Below are 16,661 nucleotides of genomic sequence, written 5' to 3' on the forward strand. Positions count from 1 at the left end.
TTCAGCGTAGTAGAAACTGAATGCTAATGCGCATCCAGCCAGTTATCTGCGGCGTTGCTTTCAACCGTTAACTGTACGCCGATATCCACTGCATTCTCCATTTCTGTTTTTACCAACGAACGTACTGTTTCCAGTTCCGGTTTATACACATCAAAGTTCAATTCATCGTGTACCTGCAAAATCATTTTCGATTGCAGATTTTGTTCCTCCATTTTGTTGTGGATGTTGATCATGGCAATTTTAATGATATCGGCCGCAGACCCCTGAATCGGCGCATTTACAGCATTTCGTTCGGCCATACCGCGAACTACTGCATTGGCCGAATTGATATCGTTTAAATAGCGTCGTCGGCCTTTTATGGTTTCCACAAAACCCTGCTCGCGGGCCAGTTGAATTTGCTTGTCCATAAAAGCTTTAATCTTCGGAAAATTCTCGAAATAGCCATCAATTAAATCTTTGGCTTCGGTTCGTGGAATATTTAAACGCTGCGACAATCCAAATGCCGAAATACCATAAATAATTCCGAAGTTGGCCGTTTTGGCTTTGCGGCGCATGTCTGAATCAACTTCACTTTCCGGAATCTGGTATATTTTTGCGGCGGTAATGGAGTGAATATCTTTGCCTTCGTTAAAAGCGCGCTGCATTTCTTCGTCGCCACTTAGCGCTGCCATAATCCGCAACTCAATTTGCGAGTAGTCAGCAGAAAAGAATGTATGCTCATCATCCGACGGAATAAAAGCTTTCCGAATTTCGCGGCCCGCAGCATCACGGATTGGAATATTCTGCAGGTTTGGATTAACCGAACTTAAACGTCCGGTGGCAGCAATGGCCTGGTTGTATGAGGTATGAATCTTGCCGGTTTTCGGATTTACCAATTGTGGTAGCGCCTCAACGTAAGTCGATAACAGTTTTTTCAATCCCCGGAAATCCAATACTTTTTGAACGATCGGGTGTTTATCGACCAAACGAATCAGCACTTCCTCGGAAGTTGAGTATTGTTTTGTTTTGGTCTTTTTGGCGTTGGTATCAATTTTTAGCTTCTCAAAAAGAATGGGGCCCAATTGTTTGGGCGACGAAACGTTAAATTCTTCGCCGGCCAGTTCTATAATTTCCTTTTCCAGTTCAATGATCTGTTCGCGTAAAACGATGGCAGATTTATTTAACTCGTCTGAATTTAATTTTACACCCGCACTTTCCATTTTTGCAAGCACCGGTACCAGCGGCATTTCAAGTGTTTCGAAAAGTTCGCATACCCCGGCTTTATCCAGCTCCGGGTCCAAAGCATTTTTTAATTGCAGCGTCAGGTCGGCATCTTCGCAGGCATAGTCGCGCAACTTATCCGTTGTTACCGAACGCATGGTCACCTGGTTTTTCCCTTTTTTGCCGATCAGGTTTTCAGTCGGAACTTTTTCGTAATTCAGGTACTGCAAACACAACTGGTCGAGGTTGTGTTTCATATCGGGCTGAATGAGGTAATGTGCCAACATGGTATCGTAAAGTGGCCCTTTCACCTCCAGGTTATAATTCTTCAGAATGAGAATGTCGTATTTAATATTTTGCCCGATTTTGGTAATGTTCGTATCGGCAAAAATTTCGCGGAACTCATCCATTACCTTTTGCGCTTCCTCCCGGTTGTTGGGAAAAGTAACACAATATGCTTCGTGCTCCCTAAACGCAAACGACATACAAACGATCTCAGCAATTTGAGTATCCAATCCGGTGGTTTCGGTATCAAAACAAAATTCCTTTTGCACCGAAAGTTCGGCCCGTAGACTGGCGCGTTGCAGTTCGTTTTCAACCAGGTAATACTGGTGCGGAACAGAATCGATATTTTCTTTTGTGGAAGGAATTTCAGTGACAACTTCCTCAGGAGCACCAAAAAGTGTTCCCTGCATGGCCGGTTGGGCTGGGGCACTGCTCAGGTTTAAGCGTGTAATGAGTGTTTTAAATTCAAGCTCGTTAAACAGTTTTACCAGTTCCTCTTTGTTGAGTTCGTCTTTCTGCAGCTGCTTAAGATCAAATTCTACCGGCGCATCTGTAATAATGGTTGCCAGCACTTTTGATAGGCGCACCTGCTCTTCGTTTTCAACGATCCGTTCTTTTTGTTTGCCTTTTAGCTTATCGGTGTTTTTGTACAGTTCTTCAATGCTTCCGTAATCGGCAATCAATTTTTGTGCAGTTTTTGGTCCAATGCCGGGGCAGCCGGGGATATTATCCGCCGAGTCGCCCATCAATCCAAGAATGTCAATCACCTGGTCGGCAGTTTCAATACCAAAGTTTTCCTGTACTTCCGGCAGCCCCCAAATTTCTACATCGCCACCTCCTTTTCCGGGTTTATACATAAAAACCTTATCGGAAACCAGCTGTGCATAATCTTTATCAGGTGTCATCATGTAGGTGGTGAAACCTTCTTTTTCGGCTTTTTTGGCCAGGGTTCCAATAACATCGTCGGCTTCGTAACCTTCCTTTTCAATAATGGGAATGTTAAAAGCCTCAATAATTTTACGAATATATGGAATCGATTTACGCAGGTCTTCCGGCATTTCGTCGCGGTTGGCCTTGTATTCTTTAAACATTTCGTGCCTGAAAGTTGGTGCCGACACATCGAAAACCACAGCCAGATACTCCGGATCTTCTTTTTCCATTAACTGCACAATGGTGTTGGTAACACCCAGCATTGCCGAGGTATTTACACCTTTTGAGTTAAACCTTGGATTGCGGATAAATGCAAAATAACTGCGGTAAATCAGTGCGAAAGCGTCTAAAAGAAAAAGTTTTTGCTGTTTGTTTTCAGCCATAATATTAATTTTCAGGATCGGTTTATTTATTGTCTTCTGCAAACCACTCGGCATACGAAGTTGCCGTTTCGTAAAGACGAATACTATACAAAGAAACATCTCCGGGTAATTCTTGTTGAAGAACGCCGGCAAAATATACACACATATTTTCCGATGTGGGCTGGAAATCGTGAACGATCAGTCGCTCGGTAGCTTTTAATAGGTGCTCCTGGTTTTTATCGGCGTAAATCCGACTTACCACCAAACTGTGGTCGTACACATTTACGATTTTATCTTTTACCAGTTTTTTGAGCTTGCCAAAGTCAATCACCATCCCGTCTTTCGGGTGTCCTTTTTCCTCCCTAATTTCACCAAGTAAAGTCACTTCCATGTTGTAAGTGTGCCCGTGAATATTGCGGCACAAACCATCGTAATTGTGCAGCGCGTGGCCCATTTCAAAATGGAATTTCTTGGTAACTCTAATCTTCGCCATTTGTGTATAAATTTAAAGTCGTGAAATTACGGTTTTTATCCGACGAATTGGATGAACATTTAAAATTACGCAACTTTTTTATGCCCGAAACCATCTATATGAAAAGAAACCGCTTGGATATGATGAAAAGGATTTCCATACTATTTTTGTTGCTGTTTGCGGTTTTTTCGTGCACAGATGACGAGGAATCAAACGTCTTCGATTTTGGAGAAGAGAAACAATTCCGGGTTCATGAATTTTATTCAGATTTCAGTGAATCGCTTGTTTTTGAAATCTCTGCTATTTCTGATTCGCGCTGCCCAACAGGAGTAGTTTGTATTTGGGCAGGAGAAGCTCGTGTTGAGATTGCCATTTCAAGTCCTGAAATTGATACGTTGGAGTTGAGTACGCATGATCAACGCACGGCAACATCGGGTGATTATACTTTCGAATTAATTGATGTAACTCCATACCCGGATATTAATGCGGATACGAAAGTTGAAGATTACAGGGTTAAAATGAAGATTGTCAGGTAGCCTGCATAAATAGGTGTTCTGCCAATATCTTCAGGCCAATAGCAATTAAAATTATTCCGCCAATAATAAGCGATTGATGGCTTCTTTTTGCCGAAATGTTTTTCCCGAATAGCATCCCAAGCATAGCTGCAATAAAAGTTACCGAACCAATAACCAAAACCGGAAAAAGAATAGGGATTTCAAGAAACCCAAAACTTAGCCCAACAACCAGGGCATCAATACTGGTGGCTATCGAAAGACCAATTAATACACTTATTTTAAAGGGATCGAAGTTTTTGAGTGTGCCGTCTTCTTTTATACCTTCCACAATCATTTTTCCACCGATTAATGCAAGTAATCCAAAAGCAATCCAATGATCTACAGAGGCGATCAGGTTTTTAAGCGCTTCGCCAATCAGCCAGCCAATAACCGGGAAAATAGCCTGAAAAAATGCCAGCGACGCGGCAACCAAAGTGGCCTGTTTAAATTTGATCTCTCGTTTCATTAAACCACACGACACAGAAACTGCAAAGGAATCGAAACTTAAGCCAATACCGAGAAGTAAAAAGGTTATGAATTTTGCTGTTGTCATTGGTGCCGCAAAAATAATAAAATTAGTTTTTCTGCATACTTTGAATTTGAGCATGAAAATTATTCGACTATTTTTTTGAAAATGTTTGTTATAAAACTGAAATCAACTCGTCCAATATAACAGATGACCACTGAAGAGTTTAAAAATACGGTAATTCCATATTCCGTAAAGCTATACCCGATGTTGTTTCGGATTCTCAGAAATGAGGAAGAAACACGCGATGCCTTACAGGAATTGATGCTCAGGTTATGGAACCGGAAGGATGAGCTGGTAAAATGTACCAACCAGTCGGCCTACATAATAACGATGGCGCGAAATTATAGTTTTGATCTGCTGAAAAAGAAAAAGCCGCAGGCGATAGATGAGAAGCATGAATACATGATTTTGAATATGGAAGCCGAAGGAACAGATTCTGACACAATTGAACGATACGAGAAGGTAAAACAAGTAATAAAAGATTTGCCGGAGAAATACAGAACGGTTATTGAGTTGCGCGACATTGATGGTTTTTCGTTCGACGAAATAAAGGAAATAACCGGTTACGAAGTGGCCAACCTGCGGGTGATTCTCTCGCGGGCCAGGCAAAAGGTAAAAGAAGAGGTTGAAAAAATTTACGATTATGACACATCAGGAAAATATGCTCGACAAATATTATAGAGGCGAAACTTCATTGGAGGAGGAAAAAGAGCTGAAAGATGCCGTTTCAGAAAGTAAAACAAAAAGTGCCGAGAAGGATATATTTTCTTTTTACGAAAAAGAAGCTAAGGTTCCGGACGGATTAGAGGATGATCTTTTTGCGGGAATTCAAAAGCAAACTGTTAAGAAGAAAAGTATTCGAATGCAGCTGTACTCGGTGGTTTCGGCAGCTGCCGTTGTCCTGATTGTGCTAAGCGTTTTCCTCGATGTAAGAAATAAAAAGCAGACAAAACTGGAGGACCAGTTCTTTGTAATGGAGCAAGCCTTATTCCAGGTGTCGGAAAGTTTGCAGCCGGAGCCGGAACCCGATGATATGCTTGTTCTTTGGGTAGATGATGATGTGGAAATTATTATAAACTGACAGCGGTTTTTCGTGGTTATTTAAATGCGAATCCCAAAACCGATGAGAGAGAAATTAAAAGGAAAAAAAGAAACAATTAAAAAGTTAGTGATATGAAAAAGTTAGTAGTATTTGTGTTGATGATGGGAATTATTTTTCCGGTATTGGCACAGCAGTCTCAGAGCCTGTTTGAGCAGTTAACAGAAAAATATGCCAACCAGGATGGTTTTAGCGCCAGCATGTTAAGCAGCGATATGTTCGATCTGTACCTGAAAAAGAAAAATATAGATGAAAACTCGGAACTGGCAGAAGCGCTGGAAAGTTTGGATAATATTTTGGTGATTAGCCAAAGTCGGTTTGGAGTTGAGCCCGGTGACTTTTTTGGTGATGATAAGCCGGCAAAAAAAGAAAAATCAGAAGAGGCGGAATTATTCGGGGACATAGTAAAACATTACAAACAAAATGGTTATACGCTGCTGAAAACAGAAAAGCGTATGGGCGAAGAGGTTAAGGTGTATCTTCAACGAAATGATGGATTAGTAACGGCACTTGCTTTAATTACCAATTCAAGTAGATCAACCAGTTTGGTAGAACTGGTTGGCGATATTGACCTGGCAACAGTGGCCGACCTGAATAAAGCTTTAAATCTGCGCGGATTAGAAAATCTGTATAAAATCGATAATTCGGCACCAGGTTACTTTGCAGGGCCGGGGAACTTTCCGGGATTTGAATTTGATGAGGCCAGACTCGCCGAAATTGAAGCCCGGGCACGTGAAATGGCCGAAAAAGCAAGCCTGTCTGAAGAACAAATAGCCAAAATTGAGCAGCAGGCGCAAATGCAATTCGAGAAGCAAAGGGAAATGGCAGAGAAGCAGCGTGAACTGGCCGAAAAGTACGGCCGGCAACCAATCTTCTTAACCACACCGGGTGACACCTCTACGGTTTATTACATCGATGGTAAAAAGGTAAAAAGCGACAAGGTGAAGGAATTATTAAAAAATAATGAGGTTGAGCGAATAGAGAAAACCAACGAAGACGGGAAAACAGTAATTAAGATAGAAACAAAAAAGGCGCTCGAATAAGCGCCTTTTCTTTGTTGTATAATTTTTATTTCTGCAGGTGAACATCCATTTGCGGGAAAGGAATATTGAGACCTTCTTTCTCGAAGGTTTTATACACTTTCTCGGTAAGATCGAAGTAAATTCCCCAGTAATTGGCGGCTTCGGCCCAAACCCGGACAACTAAATTTACCGAGCTGTCAGCCAGTTCGCTAACCGCAATAAACGGTTCGGCCGGGTCATTTATAATTCTTTCGTCAGCTTTTATCAGTCTCATTAATACTTCTTTGGCCTTGTCAACATCATCGCCGTATGCAATGCCAAAAGTAAAATCTACACGGCGTTTAGCTTCGGTAGAGAAATTGGTCATCGATCCGGTAGATAATCCGCCGTTTGGTATAATAATGGTTTTGTTATCGGGTGTTTTCAGTATCGTATTAAAGATCTGGATTTCGCTCACAGTTCCCGAATGTCCCTGGGCACTTATGTAGTTTCCAACTTTAAATGGTTTGAAAATAAGTATCATTACTCCTCCTGCAAAATTTGATAAAGTGCCCGAGAACGCCATACCAATGGCCAATCCGGCAGCACCAAGAATTGCAATGAAAGAGGTCATCTGAACACCCATCATTCCAACAACAGCGATCCAAAGCATGGCTTTTAAGCCAATCCCGATAAGGCTGTTTAGAAAGCCGCGAAGAGAAGGATCTACATTTTGTTTTTCAAAACGGCTACGAATCGCTTTTCTAAGAATAGAGATAATCCATAAACCAACTATAAGCGTGACGATTGCCCCTATTAATTTGGGTCCATAGAACATTACTAAGTCGTAAATTTGTTCTGATAATTTGTTTACTTCTTCCATTTTGTTTGGTTATTTAAATTTTGTATAAGATACAAACTTTCATCTGAAAAGTTCAAATAAAAAAGGGACTCAAATCTGTTGAATCCCTTTTTTGCTCATTTCTGTTTCTACTGTTTAATTTCTCGAATAAACCAATTCTCCACGTAAGTACAGAAGCGTATCGTTAACATTCGAAAAACTATTTAGCTCCTCATCGTTAATCCGAATGTTAAAGACGCGCTCTAAATAGTGAATAAAAATTGTCCAATCAATGTTGTCGAAATTCAGATCCTCATAAAACGAGGCGGTTAAACAAATGTTATCTCTGGTAACACCCGTTTTACGCAATACCCGGTAGAGGTTTCTTCGTAGCGACTTTTCTGTAACTGTTTCTGTCTCCATTGTTATTGTTTAAAATTCGAACAAATGAATTTACGGGTCAAATATATAAATTATCAATGAGTTCGTAATACTTTATGGCTAACAATCTGCATTATAACCATTGTTTTACATTCATACCGACACAAAAAACCGGAGAAGGTTGCAACTATTCTTCAATTTCGTGTTTGAGCTTGCTGAAAATTTTAAGATTTACATAACCGGTGTTGTGGTGTTCTCCCTGGCGTTCAGTGCCTTCGTAAACAAATCCAAGTTTTTGTGGAATTTTCTCACTCTGTAAATTTTCTTCCGCCACTTTAATCTGTATGCGGTTCATTTTTTGTTTCTGAAAAGCAAAACGAACGAGTTTCTCAACGCAGGAGGTTATAATTCCTTTTCCCTGCATTTTTTCGGCCAGCCAATAGCCGAGTTCGGTTTTCCGGTTTACCCAATCGGTGTCTTTAAAACCTATCAATCCGGCAAATTCTTCATTGTACCAAATGGTGTAAATCAAATCGCTTTTATTGCCGCTTTGAGTAATGCTGTCAATAAATGCCTGCGTGTCCTCAACTTTGCGGGTGTACTGAACGAACGGGAGCCATTTTTTCAGGTATTCACGATCGCGGTCAATGGTTTGAAAAACAATTTCTGCCATCGACGAATTAATCAGTTCGAGCCTGATTTTATGGTTTACCCTAATGTGTTCCATCGTTGAGTTTATTTAAATCGAACAGAAAAACCTGCTGATTGTGACTTCTTGTTTTTTCGCACGAAACCAAAATGCTGTCGTTGTTTAAGAAGCAGATACCTTCGGTTTGGGCGCCGTCAATTCCTTCCAGTTTTATATGCCTGCTTTTTCCTTCAAAAAATTGGTCTCCCGGAAAGTCGGAAAACAACCAGATAAACGAGCGGTAATTTTCGTAACCCACCAGTGCCAATGTTTTATTATCGGGGCTAATATCGGCTCCGGTTACCAAGCATTTTACATTAAACGTATCGGTAGGGGTTATTTCGTATTCGCCCTTTTTCGTGGGCAACTCGTATTGCCAGGTAGTCCCGTCGCGCCAGTTTTTGCTAAAAAGGTAGAGTTTGTTTTTAAAAGCCACCATCGCCTCGCAATCGTAGGGCGTGGTTTTATCTAAAAAAGAGAAACGATCCTGTAGTGCATATTTAATTTTAATTTCTTTTACATCAACTTTTTGTTCTTCCTTGTCCGAAATGTCCTTTTTGTCGATCTTGTAAATGAGCAGATTGTTGCGGTTGCCCAGGTTGTTCCCAAAATCACCGATAAAAATCTTTTCATCGGTTTGTGTTATCGATTCCCAGTCCCTGTTTTTGGCGTTATCGAGCTCAATTTCGTACTTTATCTTCCCCGATTTATTAAAACCATACAGCTCGTTTTTGCCACCGCTGTCGTTAAATCCCCAAAAATGATCGTTGAAAATCATCAATCCCGATATCTCGTTTAATTTATCTGCAATATCAGGAATATATTTTTCGGCCTGCAATTGTACAATTGGGTTGTCTGTCTTCTTTTCGGGGCTTGAACAGGAAAAAAACACGAACATTAAAAGAAGGCAGGAGTGAATGTTTATCATCTTTTTATCTTTACGGGAATTTTGTAATGTTAAAATAAGAAAATTATATAGGAATGAAGAAACGAGCATGTAAGAATTTGACACATTGGAAGAGGATTATAAGCAAGTTCCCTGAGTTACCATTGAGAATTGACAATAGTAAACGAATGAAATTAATTGTTTTAATATTAATTGCTTTTGTAGGCGCAGGAATTTCGTGCAGCAATGCCAAACAGAGCAACGAACAAGACCTTGTTGTTATTTCAACAGATTTTGGCGAAATAAAATTGAAATTATACGACGATACGCCGGAGCACAAACAGAATTTTCTAAAACTGATTGACGAAGGTTATTACGATGGATTGCTTTTTCATCGGGTAATGGAGAATTTTATGATACAGGGAGGCGATCCCGACTCGAAAGATGCAGCGCCCGGCAAACGTTTGGGAGGTGGAAATCCGGGATATACTATTCCGGCAGAAATCCTTCCGCAGCATTTTCATAAAAAAGGAGTTTTGGCAGCAGCGCGCCGTAGCGGCCCTTCTAATCCTGAAAAACGATCGAGCGGCTCACAGTTCTACATTGTACATGGCGAAGTTTTTACACCCGGGAAACTCGACACCATGGAAATGATGCTGAACAGCCGCGCCAAGAATGAATTTATGCAGGAAAAATTTGCCGAAGAAAAACCGAAGTTAGACGAATACCGAAAAAATAACGATCAGGATGGTTTTAATATTTTTGTTGCTGAACTGCGCGCAGCTGCCGATAGTGCATGGGCTGAGCAACCAAAATTTTCGTTTACCGACGAGCAGCGCGAGGCATACACTACCATTGGCGGCTATCCATCGTTAGATGGAGATTACACTGTTTTTGGCGAGGTTGTTGAAGGACTGGATGTTTTGGATAAGATAGCGACCGTTGAAACGGATCAGTACGACCGTCCGAAAACGGATATAAAAATGGAAATAAAACGCGCAAAATAGCTTATGTTGAGAACCGGATTGTTAATTGTATTTATTTGTTTATTAAGGGTTTCAGTAACTGCACAATCGCGTGTTATCGAGATTTCGACGAATTACGGCGATATGCGTTTCCGGCTTTACGACGACACACCAAAACACCAAAAGGCTTTTATCGAGCTGGCCAACGAAGGTTATTACGATGGCACTTTGTTTTACCGTGTGATCGAGAATTTTCTGATTCAGGGAGGTTCAAAAAGCTCGCGAAACGCACCTCCGGGAAAACGTATTGGTTATGGCGATCCGGATAAAACCGTTGACGACGAAATTCTGAAGCACTATTTTCATAAAAAGGGATCGCTTTGTGCACCCCGCCAGCCCGATGAGGTAAACCCGTTTAAACAGTCGGATATTTCGCAGTTTTTTATTGTAAAAGGGAGCGTGCATACCAGCGGCGCTTTGGATACCATGGAAATGGCGGTGAATGTTCCTATCCGAAAAAAAATTGTGGAGAAGTATATGACACCTGAAGTTCGGGAGCAGCTGAAACAGTTGAAAGAAGAGAAAAAGGTGAAAGAATTCCGGGAATTAGCCGGCGAAATAAAAGACGACATTGAAACCGATTATAATCTGGATCCCAATACGCTTGAATTCTCTGAAGCGCAGCGCGAAGCGTATACTACCGTTGGTGGTTATCCGGAGCTGGACGGTAAATACACGATTTTTGGCGAGTGCATTTCGGGTTTCGATGTAATTGATAAAATTGCAGCCCTAAAAACCGACAGCAATAATCGGCCGTATAACGATGTGAAAATCAAAGTGAGTGTGATTAAGTAGTGTTATGGCGAAACAAATTCTTTTCATATTACTGGCAGTTGTTTTTTTGAGTTCCTGTGGAAAGAAAGAAAAAAAGCAAACAACGCAGCAGGAGGAAACAAAAGCCAACCCAGACGCTGCTGCGGATGAACAACAGGATATCTGGAATGAATTAATGCGGTCGATTGCCAAAATAGATTCGTATGACGGGGACCGGATATTGGAATCGGGGCAGGGATTTTTTGTTGGCGAAGATCTGTTGGTTACCAAATATTCCTTGATCAATCAGGCTACCAATGTTAAGGTTCAGCCGTTTGATGAGAATAAGAAATACACCGCACGCAGTTTTGTGGCTTTCGATCGTATAAACGACCTGATTATTTTAAAGGTGGACAGCATTAGCCGCGAACCCATTGAGTTGCACACAGACACCTTGCCCAATTTTGCCAAATCGTTTTATGTGGCACCAAAAACAGGGAAAACCCTGCAACTTTTTACGGGAAAAGTTATAAACCTTGCCAGTATCAGGGGAACGAGGTTGTTCCGTATTACCAATAATATTCGGACATCGCAGTTTGGAGCCCCAATTTTTGTATCAACAGGAAAAGCGATTGGCGTGGCTTATTCCGGAACGGTTAATTTCGAATTGCAGAGTTTTGCCATCCCATCTGAATTTATCGCAGCCATGCTCAGAAAGAAAAACGATACACCCGAGCCGTTGGAGATGCTAAAAAATACTTCGAACGAAAAGGTTGCTGCCGAAAACCGCAAAATTAAGGGCCTTGTTATGGAAACCGATTACGGCGACATTACCATAAAACTCTTTAACGAAACACCCGAGTACCGCGATAATTTTATCCGTCTGGCCAGAGAACATTATTTTGATAGTTTGTTGATTCACCGTGTAATTGCAGACTTCGGAATACAGAGTGGTGCTGCCGATACCCGCTATGCAGTGCCCGGTGCAAATGTGGGGTGGAAAGGTCCCGGTTACACTATCCCGGCGCATATTGTTCCCGGTTTGTATCATAAACGCGGAATGATCGGGTCGCCACGAAAACCGGATACCGAAAATGAACGACAACGTTCTGATGGATCGCAGTTTTACATCGTTTCGGGGCGAAAATATTTTGATAAGGGTTTGGACGATTTGGAGGAAGTCAATAATTACAAGTTCTCGGCCGAGCAGCGACAGGTTTATAAGACCATAGGTGGCGCACCTCATCTCGATGGCAGTTACACCATTTTTGGGCAGGTAACTTCAGGAATGGATGTGGTGGATAAAATAGTTCAGGTGGAAACCGACAGGCGTTGGCGGCCGATTGAAGATATTCGGATAAAACGGGTTCGCATCTTAAAATAGCTCAGTCATTTCCATGCCATTTTGTAACCAGAAAGTTTTTAATCCTGTTTTTTGCGCGGCATCGATGTTATTTTCCAGATCGTCGATAAACAGTGTTTCTTTCGGATTTACTCCCGACAGTGTAATTACCTTTTCATAGGCACTTACTTCCGGTTTGCGGTCGTGAATTTCGTGCGAATAATAAACCGTTTTAAACAGCGATGGGAAATCAATGCCGTGTTGCGCTTTAAATTCAGCAAGCAATCGGTCGATATGAATTTGATTGGTATTGCTAAACAAATAAAGGTTGTAATTTCTGCTGAGTTCCTGCACCTTTTTTACGCGGTGTGCCGGAATGTCGAGGATCATCGCATACCAGGCCTCGTCAATTTGGCGGTCAGTAAGTTGTTCGTTTTTGAGTACTTTTCTTACGCCGCTTCTAAATTCGGCAGGCGTAATTTTTCCAACTTCAAGGTTGTAGAAAATCGGGTCGGCATACGCATTTTTGTGATCGAGAACTTCGCCGTCGCTGCCCAATTGTTGAAAAGCTTTAATCGACGCATCGAAATCAAGGTTTAACAACACGCGCCCCAAATCGAAAATGATATTTTTTATGTTCGTAAGGTCTGCCTTCATTTCTCTAAATTTATTTTACGAAAGTAAGTATTTAGGGAAAATCTTTTTTAACTTCATATTAAACTTTAGAAACTACAGGAAGTTTATCTACAATGAAAATTCAGGGAGAACATTATCATACTATTTGGGTTGACGCCGATGACCCAAGAATTATCCAGGTGATCGATCAGCGGAAATTGCCTTTTGTCTTCGAAACTTTTGCCATGCGCTCGGCCGACGATGCTTTTTTTGCCGTTAAAGAAATGGTGGTTCGCGGTGCACCATTAATTGGGGTAACTGCGGCTTATGGCATGTACCTGGCGCTTCGTCAGCTACAAAATGAAAGCTGGGAAGAAGACTTGATAGGGGTAGCTGATTATTTGAAATCATCGCGGCCAACAGCGGTAAATCTGGCTTTTGCTGTGGATGAAATGCTGGCTTTTATGTTGGCGAATAAGGATGATGCAGAACTGATAGCAAAAGTACTGGCAAAAGCCGGCGAGTTAAAACAGCAGGAAATAGAATTTGGCGATAAAATAGGGGAATACGGGCTGGAACTGATTGAGGAAATCTATGAGAAGAAGGGCAGCACGGTGAATATTTTAACTCATTGCAATGCCGGTTGGTTAGCCTGTATTGACTGGGGAACGGCAACTGCGCCCATTTATAAAGCGCATTTAAAAGGAATTCCGGTGCATGTTTGGGTAGACGAAACACGCCCGCGAAACCAGGGAGCACGACTGACTGCCTACGAACTGGGCGAACAAGGAGTACCGCACACGGTTATTCCCGACAATGCAGGTGGCCATTTAATGCAACACGACATGGTAGACATGGTAATTGTTGGCAGCGACAGAACAACCGTTACCGGCGACGTGGCCAATAAGATTGGAACGTATTTGAAAGCGCTGGCTGCCCACGATAATAACGTACCTTTTTATGTGGCTTTGCCTTCAAGTACATTCGATTGGGATATGAATGACGGAGTGAAGGACATTCCCATCGAGCAACGAGCGGGCGATGAGGTGGCGGAGATTGAAGGCTGGCATGATGAGCAGATAAAAACGGTGCGTTTAATTCCTGAAAAAAGTTCAGTCGCCAATTACGGTTTCGATGTAACTCCGGCGCGGCTGGTGAGTGGATTAATATCGGAACGTGGTATTTGTAAAGCCGATAAACAGAGTATTTTAAAATTGTATCCCGAGAAAATTAACAGATAAAGCTATGAAGAAAATTGCAATAATAGGAGGCTCCGGCCTGGAAGATCCTGCTATCCTGAAAGATGTAACAGAGGTAAGTGTTGAAACGCCATATGGTGCGCCTTCATCGTCGTTTAAATGCGGCAAAATTGGTGGCGTTGAAGTGGCTATTTTGTCGAGGCATGGCCGCGATCATTCCATTCCGCCCTCGGCAGTGAATAACCGGGCTAATATTTGGGCTATTAAAGAGTTGGGGTGTACCCACATTTTGGCGACCACCGCTTGCGGAAGTCTTCGTTTGGAGATTGGCCGAGGAGAGATTGTGATGCTCGATCAGTTTATTGATTTTACCCGGTTCCGGAAAAACAGCTTTGTGGAAGAATTTGAAGATGGAAAACTTAACCACCCGGCAATGGCAGATCCGTTTAACTGGCACCTGCGTCGTGCTTTAATTGAAAATGCCAAAGATTTGGACCTTGCATTTCATAAATGCGGAACGGTAATAACTATTGAGGGACCGCGCTTTTCAACACGTGCCGAATCGAATATGTTTCGTATGTGGGGCGCCGATGTTATAAATATGTCGACAGCACCCGAGTGTGCACTGGCTAATGAGCTGGAAATACCGTATGCGGCAGTGGCTCTTAGTACCGACTACGATTGCTGGAATGTGGATGAAGCGCCTGTTACTTGGGAAGAGGTGTTGAAAGTATTTAATGAGAATGTTAGGCACGTAATTGCGCTGCTGCAAAACACGATCGCATCGCTGCAAAAATAGTATGTATTGAATGGTTTTTTGGCATTTTTGGCACAGCATTTGTAAAACCTGATACAACTGCCTCAATGCCATGAAACGCAGTTTTTATAACCGTTCAGTTAATACTAAATATTTCAGCCAACTTTGATTGTTTGGCTATTCAGTTTCCGGCGGCACTCTTGCGAGCGCCGCTTTTTTATTATAAAAATCTGATCTCATAAATGTGAGTTAAAATTTGATCTTGGTGGAGGCAAGATTGATAATATCTCATTTGAAGACTATTGCCTTTTCCTGCCGGAGGCTATCATTTTTGTCTTGACACAAAAACGATACAAAAAAGTCAAGGCTGCTTTTGATCTTTACCCTCCATTTTCATAAAACCTAAATTCGGACGGGTGATCTCCTCGATTCCACGGAGCTTCCCGCTCTCACTAAGGTTTCATTTCAACTCCGGGCAACGACCAAAAGAGGCCTTCCACTGATGCAACGTTAGCAACATCGGAGCCTGGCCTCGGCCGGTGAGCCGGAAAACAAGCGTTGACGGCGTAAAAAATTACTGATGTTTGAGGAGGTACGACGAGTTTCAGGAATTTTAGCTGGCATCGCGTAGCTTTTCCGAGGGAAGCGGGCGCAGCCTTGGGTTTTCTGTCTACTCTTTGGGCTAAACCAAAGAGTCGAATCTGCCCGATAGGGCGAAACTAAAATTATTTAAGTGCTGGTCTAATCCTAAAACAACAAAGCCAATGTTGTTAATTACACTGGCTTTGCTGTTTCTGAAATTGTATTGAATTAGTTTTCTTCCTCAATATTCTCTTCCACTTCCACATCAACTTTCATCTCACCATCTTTTTTTGTTTTTTTGATGATGATCTTTTTGCCGTCTTTTTCAATTACCTGTGTGTCTTCGTCGCTTTCCTCAACAGTCCAGGTTTTGCCGTTTTCCAAAATCTCAACATGGCCTTCATCGTCGGCAATTACTTTAATTCTTTTGGTCATATTCGGCATTCCTTCGTGAATGATCATTGGCGCTGCGTCGCTGTTGTGCATAATAATTTCTTCATGCACTTCAACATCTTCTTCGCTCGGCTTTTCACGCACGATCACAATCTTTTCTTTTCCGTTTTTCAGTTCTTTTTTCTCGAACGAAATGATTCCCGGATCACTTAAGTCAATTACATTGTCGTTTTTTTGTTTCTCAATACGAATCATTTTCGGGCCGGCTGTGGCAGGTGTACCAAAAAACATGTCGTTGCCGCTTCTGCTGTGCCACTGCATAATATCTGAAGACACATCATCCGAAATTACTTTCATCATTATGTGCTTTGCCGAGTCACCATCTTCGGTTTTAAATTTATAGATCATTGGCTCTGAGGCACCTTTCCCCTTCAGGATAAATACATTCCCGTTTTCGTCGCTTTCCACATCAATGTCAAAGTCCATGTCAAAATCGAAATCGAAATCCTCTTCCGATATCCAACTCAAGGCTTTGTTGCCACCAATTGTGTCGCCATTCCACACAAAAACCTGGTTGGCTTCAATTACAGTGTCGATTTCCATTTTTTTGCCATCGTCTTCAATCTTCACCATTTTAATGTGCTTCTTCTCCTTTTTAGTTTTTGGAGGATCCTGCGGTGCTTCGTTAATTGAAATGGCAGATGATAAAATTAAGGCAAGGGCTAAAATTCCGGTAAGTGATAATACTTGTTTCATGTCGTTAAATT

The 16,661-nt window shown here is 41.8% G+C and carries 18 protein-coding genes; 9 read left to right on the forward strand and 9 right to left on the reverse strand.

The window, feature by feature from the left end; genetic code table 11:
• Positions 1-23: 23 nt before the first annotated feature.
• The gene (gene polA, locus G4420_RS15630) at positions 24-2,798 is read right to left on the reverse strand and encodes a DNA polymerase I (protein WP_163324879.1); all 2,775 of its coding nucleotides are present in this window, start codon (positions 2,796-2,798) and stop codon (positions 24-26) included.
• A 22-nt stretch (positions 2,799-2,820) separates the two neighbouring features.
• Positions 2,821-3,270: a 6-pyruvoyl trahydropterin synthase family protein gene (locus G4420_RS15635; RefSeq protein WP_163324880.1), complete on the reverse strand. Its 450-nt coding sequence runs from the start codon at positions 3,268-3,270 to the stop codon at positions 2,821-2,823.
• Between the two features lie 20 nt (positions 3,271-3,290).
• On the opposite strand from G4420_RS15635, the gene G4420_RS15640 reads away from it, so the two are divergent.
• Positions 3,291-3,785, forward strand: coding sequence for a hypothetical protein (locus tag G4420_RS15640; protein ID WP_163324881.1), 495 nt, complete (start codon positions 3,291-3,293; stop codon positions 3,783-3,785).
• Here G4420_RS15640 and G4420_RS15645 read toward each other — a convergent pair.
• Positions 3,778-4,356 (reverse strand): manganese efflux pump MntP, encoded by a 579-nt coding sequence (locus G4420_RS15645; RefSeq protein WP_163324882.1) that lies wholly within the window; start codon positions 4,354-4,356, stop codon positions 3,778-3,780. The two genes, G4420_RS15640 and G4420_RS15645, sit on opposite strands and share 8 nt — an antisense overlap.
• 123 nt (positions 4,357-4,479) lie before the next feature.
• Here G4420_RS15645 and G4420_RS15650 point away from each other — a divergent pair, with 123 nt between their 5' ends.
• The 3 genes from G4420_RS15650 (at position 4,480) to G4420_RS15660 (ending at position 6,474) form a co-directional block, all read left to right on the forward strand.
• On the forward strand, positions 4,480-5,013 hold the full coding sequence (locus G4420_RS15650) for an RNA polymerase sigma factor (protein WP_163324883.1): 534 nt from the start codon (positions 4,480-4,482) through the stop codon (positions 5,011-5,013).
• On the forward strand, positions 4,976-5,413 hold the full coding sequence (locus G4420_RS15655) for a hypothetical protein (protein ID WP_163324782.1): 438 nt from the start codon (positions 4,976-4,978) through the stop codon (positions 5,411-5,413). The genes G4420_RS15650 and G4420_RS15655 overlap by 38 nt, the downstream gene beginning before the upstream one ends.
• A gap of 92 nt (positions 5,414-5,505) precedes the next feature.
• Positions 5,506-6,474 carry a DUF4252 domain-containing protein gene (locus G4420_RS15660; protein WP_163324884.1) on the forward strand — a complete coding sequence of 323 codons (969 nt, stop codon included), beginning with the start codon at positions 5,506-5,508 and terminating at the stop codon, positions 6,472-6,474.
• Between the two features lie 25 nt (positions 6,475-6,499).
• On the opposite strand, the gene G4420_RS15665 is transcribed toward G4420_RS15660, so the two are convergent.
• The 4 genes from G4420_RS15665 to G4420_RS15680 all read right to left on the reverse strand — a co-directional run bounded on the left by G4420_RS15665 (position 6,500) and on the right by G4420_RS15680 (position 9,270).
• Entirely contained in the window at positions 6,500-7,315 is an 816-nt protein-coding gene (locus G4420_RS15665; RefSeq protein WP_163324885.1) for a mechanosensitive ion channel family protein, read from the reverse strand.
• Between the two features lie 114 nt (positions 7,316-7,429).
• Positions 7,430-7,696 (reverse strand): acyl carrier protein, encoded by a 267-nt coding sequence (locus G4420_RS15670; RefSeq protein WP_163324886.1) that lies wholly within the window; start codon positions 7,694-7,696, stop codon positions 7,430-7,432.
• A gap of 145 nt (positions 7,697-7,841) precedes the next feature.
• Positions 7,842-8,381 carry a GNAT family N-acetyltransferase gene (locus G4420_RS15675; protein WP_163324887.1) on the reverse strand — a complete coding sequence of 180 codons (540 nt, stop codon included), beginning with the start codon at positions 8,379-8,381 and terminating at the stop codon, positions 7,842-7,844.
• On the reverse strand, positions 8,368-9,270 hold the full coding sequence (locus tag G4420_RS15680) for a hypothetical protein (RefSeq protein ID WP_163324888.1): 903 nt from the start codon (positions 9,268-9,270) through the stop codon (positions 8,368-8,370). Before G4420_RS15680 ends, G4420_RS15675 begins: the two co-directional genes overlap by 14 nt.
• A gap of 146 nt (positions 9,271-9,416) precedes the next feature.
• On the opposite strand from G4420_RS15680, the gene G4420_RS15685 reads away from it, so the two are divergent.
• Genes G4420_RS15685 through G4420_RS15695 form a run of 3 tightly spaced genes read left to right on the forward strand, consistent with a single transcriptional unit; the run spans position 9,417 to position 12,390 of the window.
• A complete protein-coding gene (locus G4420_RS15685; protein ID WP_163324889.1) occupies positions 9,417-10,235 on the forward strand; it encodes a peptidylprolyl isomerase in 819 nt (272 codons plus the stop codon).
• Between the two features lie 3 nt (positions 10,236-10,238).
• Positions 10,239-11,048 carry a peptidylprolyl isomerase gene (locus G4420_RS15690; protein ID WP_163324890.1) on the forward strand — a complete coding sequence of 270 codons (810 nt, stop codon included), beginning with the start codon at positions 10,239-10,241 and terminating at the stop codon, positions 11,046-11,048.
• A 4-nt stretch (positions 11,049-11,052) separates the two neighbouring features.
• Positions 11,053-12,390 carry a peptidylprolyl isomerase gene (locus G4420_RS15695; protein WP_163324891.1) on the forward strand — a complete coding sequence of 446 codons (1,338 nt, stop codon included), beginning with the start codon at positions 11,053-11,055 and terminating at the stop codon, positions 12,388-12,390.
• On the opposite strand, the gene G4420_RS15700 is transcribed toward G4420_RS15695, so the two are convergent.
• A complete protein-coding gene (locus tag G4420_RS15700) occupies positions 12,382-13,005 on the reverse strand; it encodes an HAD family hydrolase (protein ID WP_163324892.1) in 624 nt (207 codons plus the stop codon). The two genes, G4420_RS15695 and G4420_RS15700, sit on opposite strands and share 9 nt — an antisense overlap.
• Before the next feature lie 92 nt (positions 13,006-13,097).
• Here G4420_RS15700 and mtnA point away from each other — a divergent pair, with 92 nt between their 5' ends.
• Complete coding sequence (mtnA, locus tag G4420_RS15705; protein ID WP_163324893.1) at positions 13,098-14,204, forward strand: S-methyl-5-thioribose-1-phosphate isomerase; 1,107 nt, start codon at positions 13,098-13,100, stop codon at positions 14,202-14,204.
• A 4-nt stretch (positions 14,205-14,208) separates the two neighbouring features.
• Entirely contained in the window at positions 14,209-14,961 is a 753-nt protein-coding gene (gene mtnP, locus G4420_RS15710; RefSeq protein ID WP_163324894.1) for an S-methyl-5'-thioadenosine phosphorylase, read from the forward strand.
• 768 nt (positions 14,962-15,729) lie between these two features.
• Here mtnP and G4420_RS15715 read toward each other — a convergent pair.
• Positions 15,730-16,650 carry a hypothetical protein gene (locus tag G4420_RS15715; RefSeq protein ID WP_163324895.1) on the reverse strand — a complete coding sequence of 307 codons (921 nt, stop codon included), beginning with the start codon at positions 16,648-16,650 and terminating at the stop codon, positions 15,730-15,732.
• Positions 16,651-16,661 lie beyond the last annotated feature (11 nt).

Source organism: Draconibacterium mangrovi (assembly GCF_010586825.1).
GTDB lineage: Bacteria > Bacteroidota > Bacteroidia > Bacteroidales > Prolixibacteraceae > Draconibacterium > Draconibacterium mangrovi.

What these genes read in the sequence shown, in the direction of transcription:
- polA (WP_163324879.1), bottom strand. Translation starts at nt 2,798, where the DNA reads ATGGCTGAAAACAAACAGCAAAAACTTTTTCTTTTAGACGCTTTCGCA.
- G4420_RS15635 (WP_163324880.1), bottom strand. Translation starts at nt 3,270, where the DNA reads ATGGCGAAGATTAGAGTTACCAAGAAATTCCATTTTGAAATGGGCCAC.
- G4420_RS15645 (WP_163324882.1), bottom strand. Translation starts at nt 4,356, where the DNA reads ATGACAACAGCAAAATTCATAACCTTTTTACTTCTCGGTATTGGCTTA.
- G4420_RS15650 (WP_163324883.1), top strand. Translation starts at nt 4,480, where the DNA reads ATGACCACTGAAGAGTTTAAAAATACGGTAATTCCATATTCCGTAAAG.
- G4420_RS15655 (WP_163324782.1), top strand. Translation starts at nt 4,976, where the DNA reads ATGACACATCAGGAAAATATGCTCGACAAATATTATAGAGGCGAAACT.
- G4420_RS15660 (WP_163324884.1), top strand. Translation starts at nt 5,506, where the DNA reads ATGAAAAAGTTAGTAGTATTTGTGTTGATGATGGGAATTATTTTTCCG.
- G4420_RS15665 (WP_163324885.1), bottom strand. Translation starts at nt 7,315, where the DNA reads ATGGAAGAAGTAAACAAATTATCAGAACAAATTTACGACTTAGTAATG.
- G4420_RS15670 (WP_163324886.1), bottom strand. Translation starts at nt 7,696, where the DNA reads ATGGAGACAGAAACAGTTACAGAAAAGTCGCTACGAAGAAACCTCTAC.
- G4420_RS15675 (WP_163324887.1), bottom strand. Translation starts at nt 8,381, where the DNA reads ATGGAACACATTAGGGTAAACCATAAAATCAGGCTCGAACTGATTAAT.
- G4420_RS15680 (WP_163324888.1), bottom strand. Translation starts at nt 9,270, where the DNA reads ATGATAAACATTCACTCCTGCCTTCTTTTAATGTTCGTGTTTTTTTCC.
- G4420_RS15685 (WP_163324889.1), top strand. Translation starts at nt 9,417, where the DNA reads ATGAAATTAATTGTTTTAATATTAATTGCTTTTGTAGGCGCAGGAATT.
- G4420_RS15690 (WP_163324890.1), top strand. Translation starts at nt 10,239, where the DNA reads ATGTTGAGAACCGGATTGTTAATTGTATTTATTTGTTTATTAAGGGTT.
- G4420_RS15695 (WP_163324891.1), top strand. Translation starts at nt 11,053, where the DNA reads ATGGCGAAACAAATTCTTTTCATATTACTGGCAGTTGTTTTTTTGAGT.
- G4420_RS15700 (WP_163324892.1), bottom strand. Translation starts at nt 13,005, where the DNA reads ATGAAGGCAGACCTTACGAACATAAAAAATATCATTTTCGATTTGGGG.
- mtnA (WP_163324893.1), top strand. Translation starts at nt 13,098, where the DNA reads ATGAAAATTCAGGGAGAACATTATCATACTATTTGGGTTGACGCCGAT.
- mtnP (WP_163324894.1), top strand. Translation starts at nt 14,209, where the DNA reads ATGAAGAAAATTGCAATAATAGGAGGCTCCGGCCTGGAAGATCCTGCT.
- G4420_RS15715 (WP_163324895.1), bottom strand. Translation starts at nt 16,650, where the DNA reads ATGAAACAAGTATTATCACTTACCGGAATTTTAGCCCTTGCCTTAATT.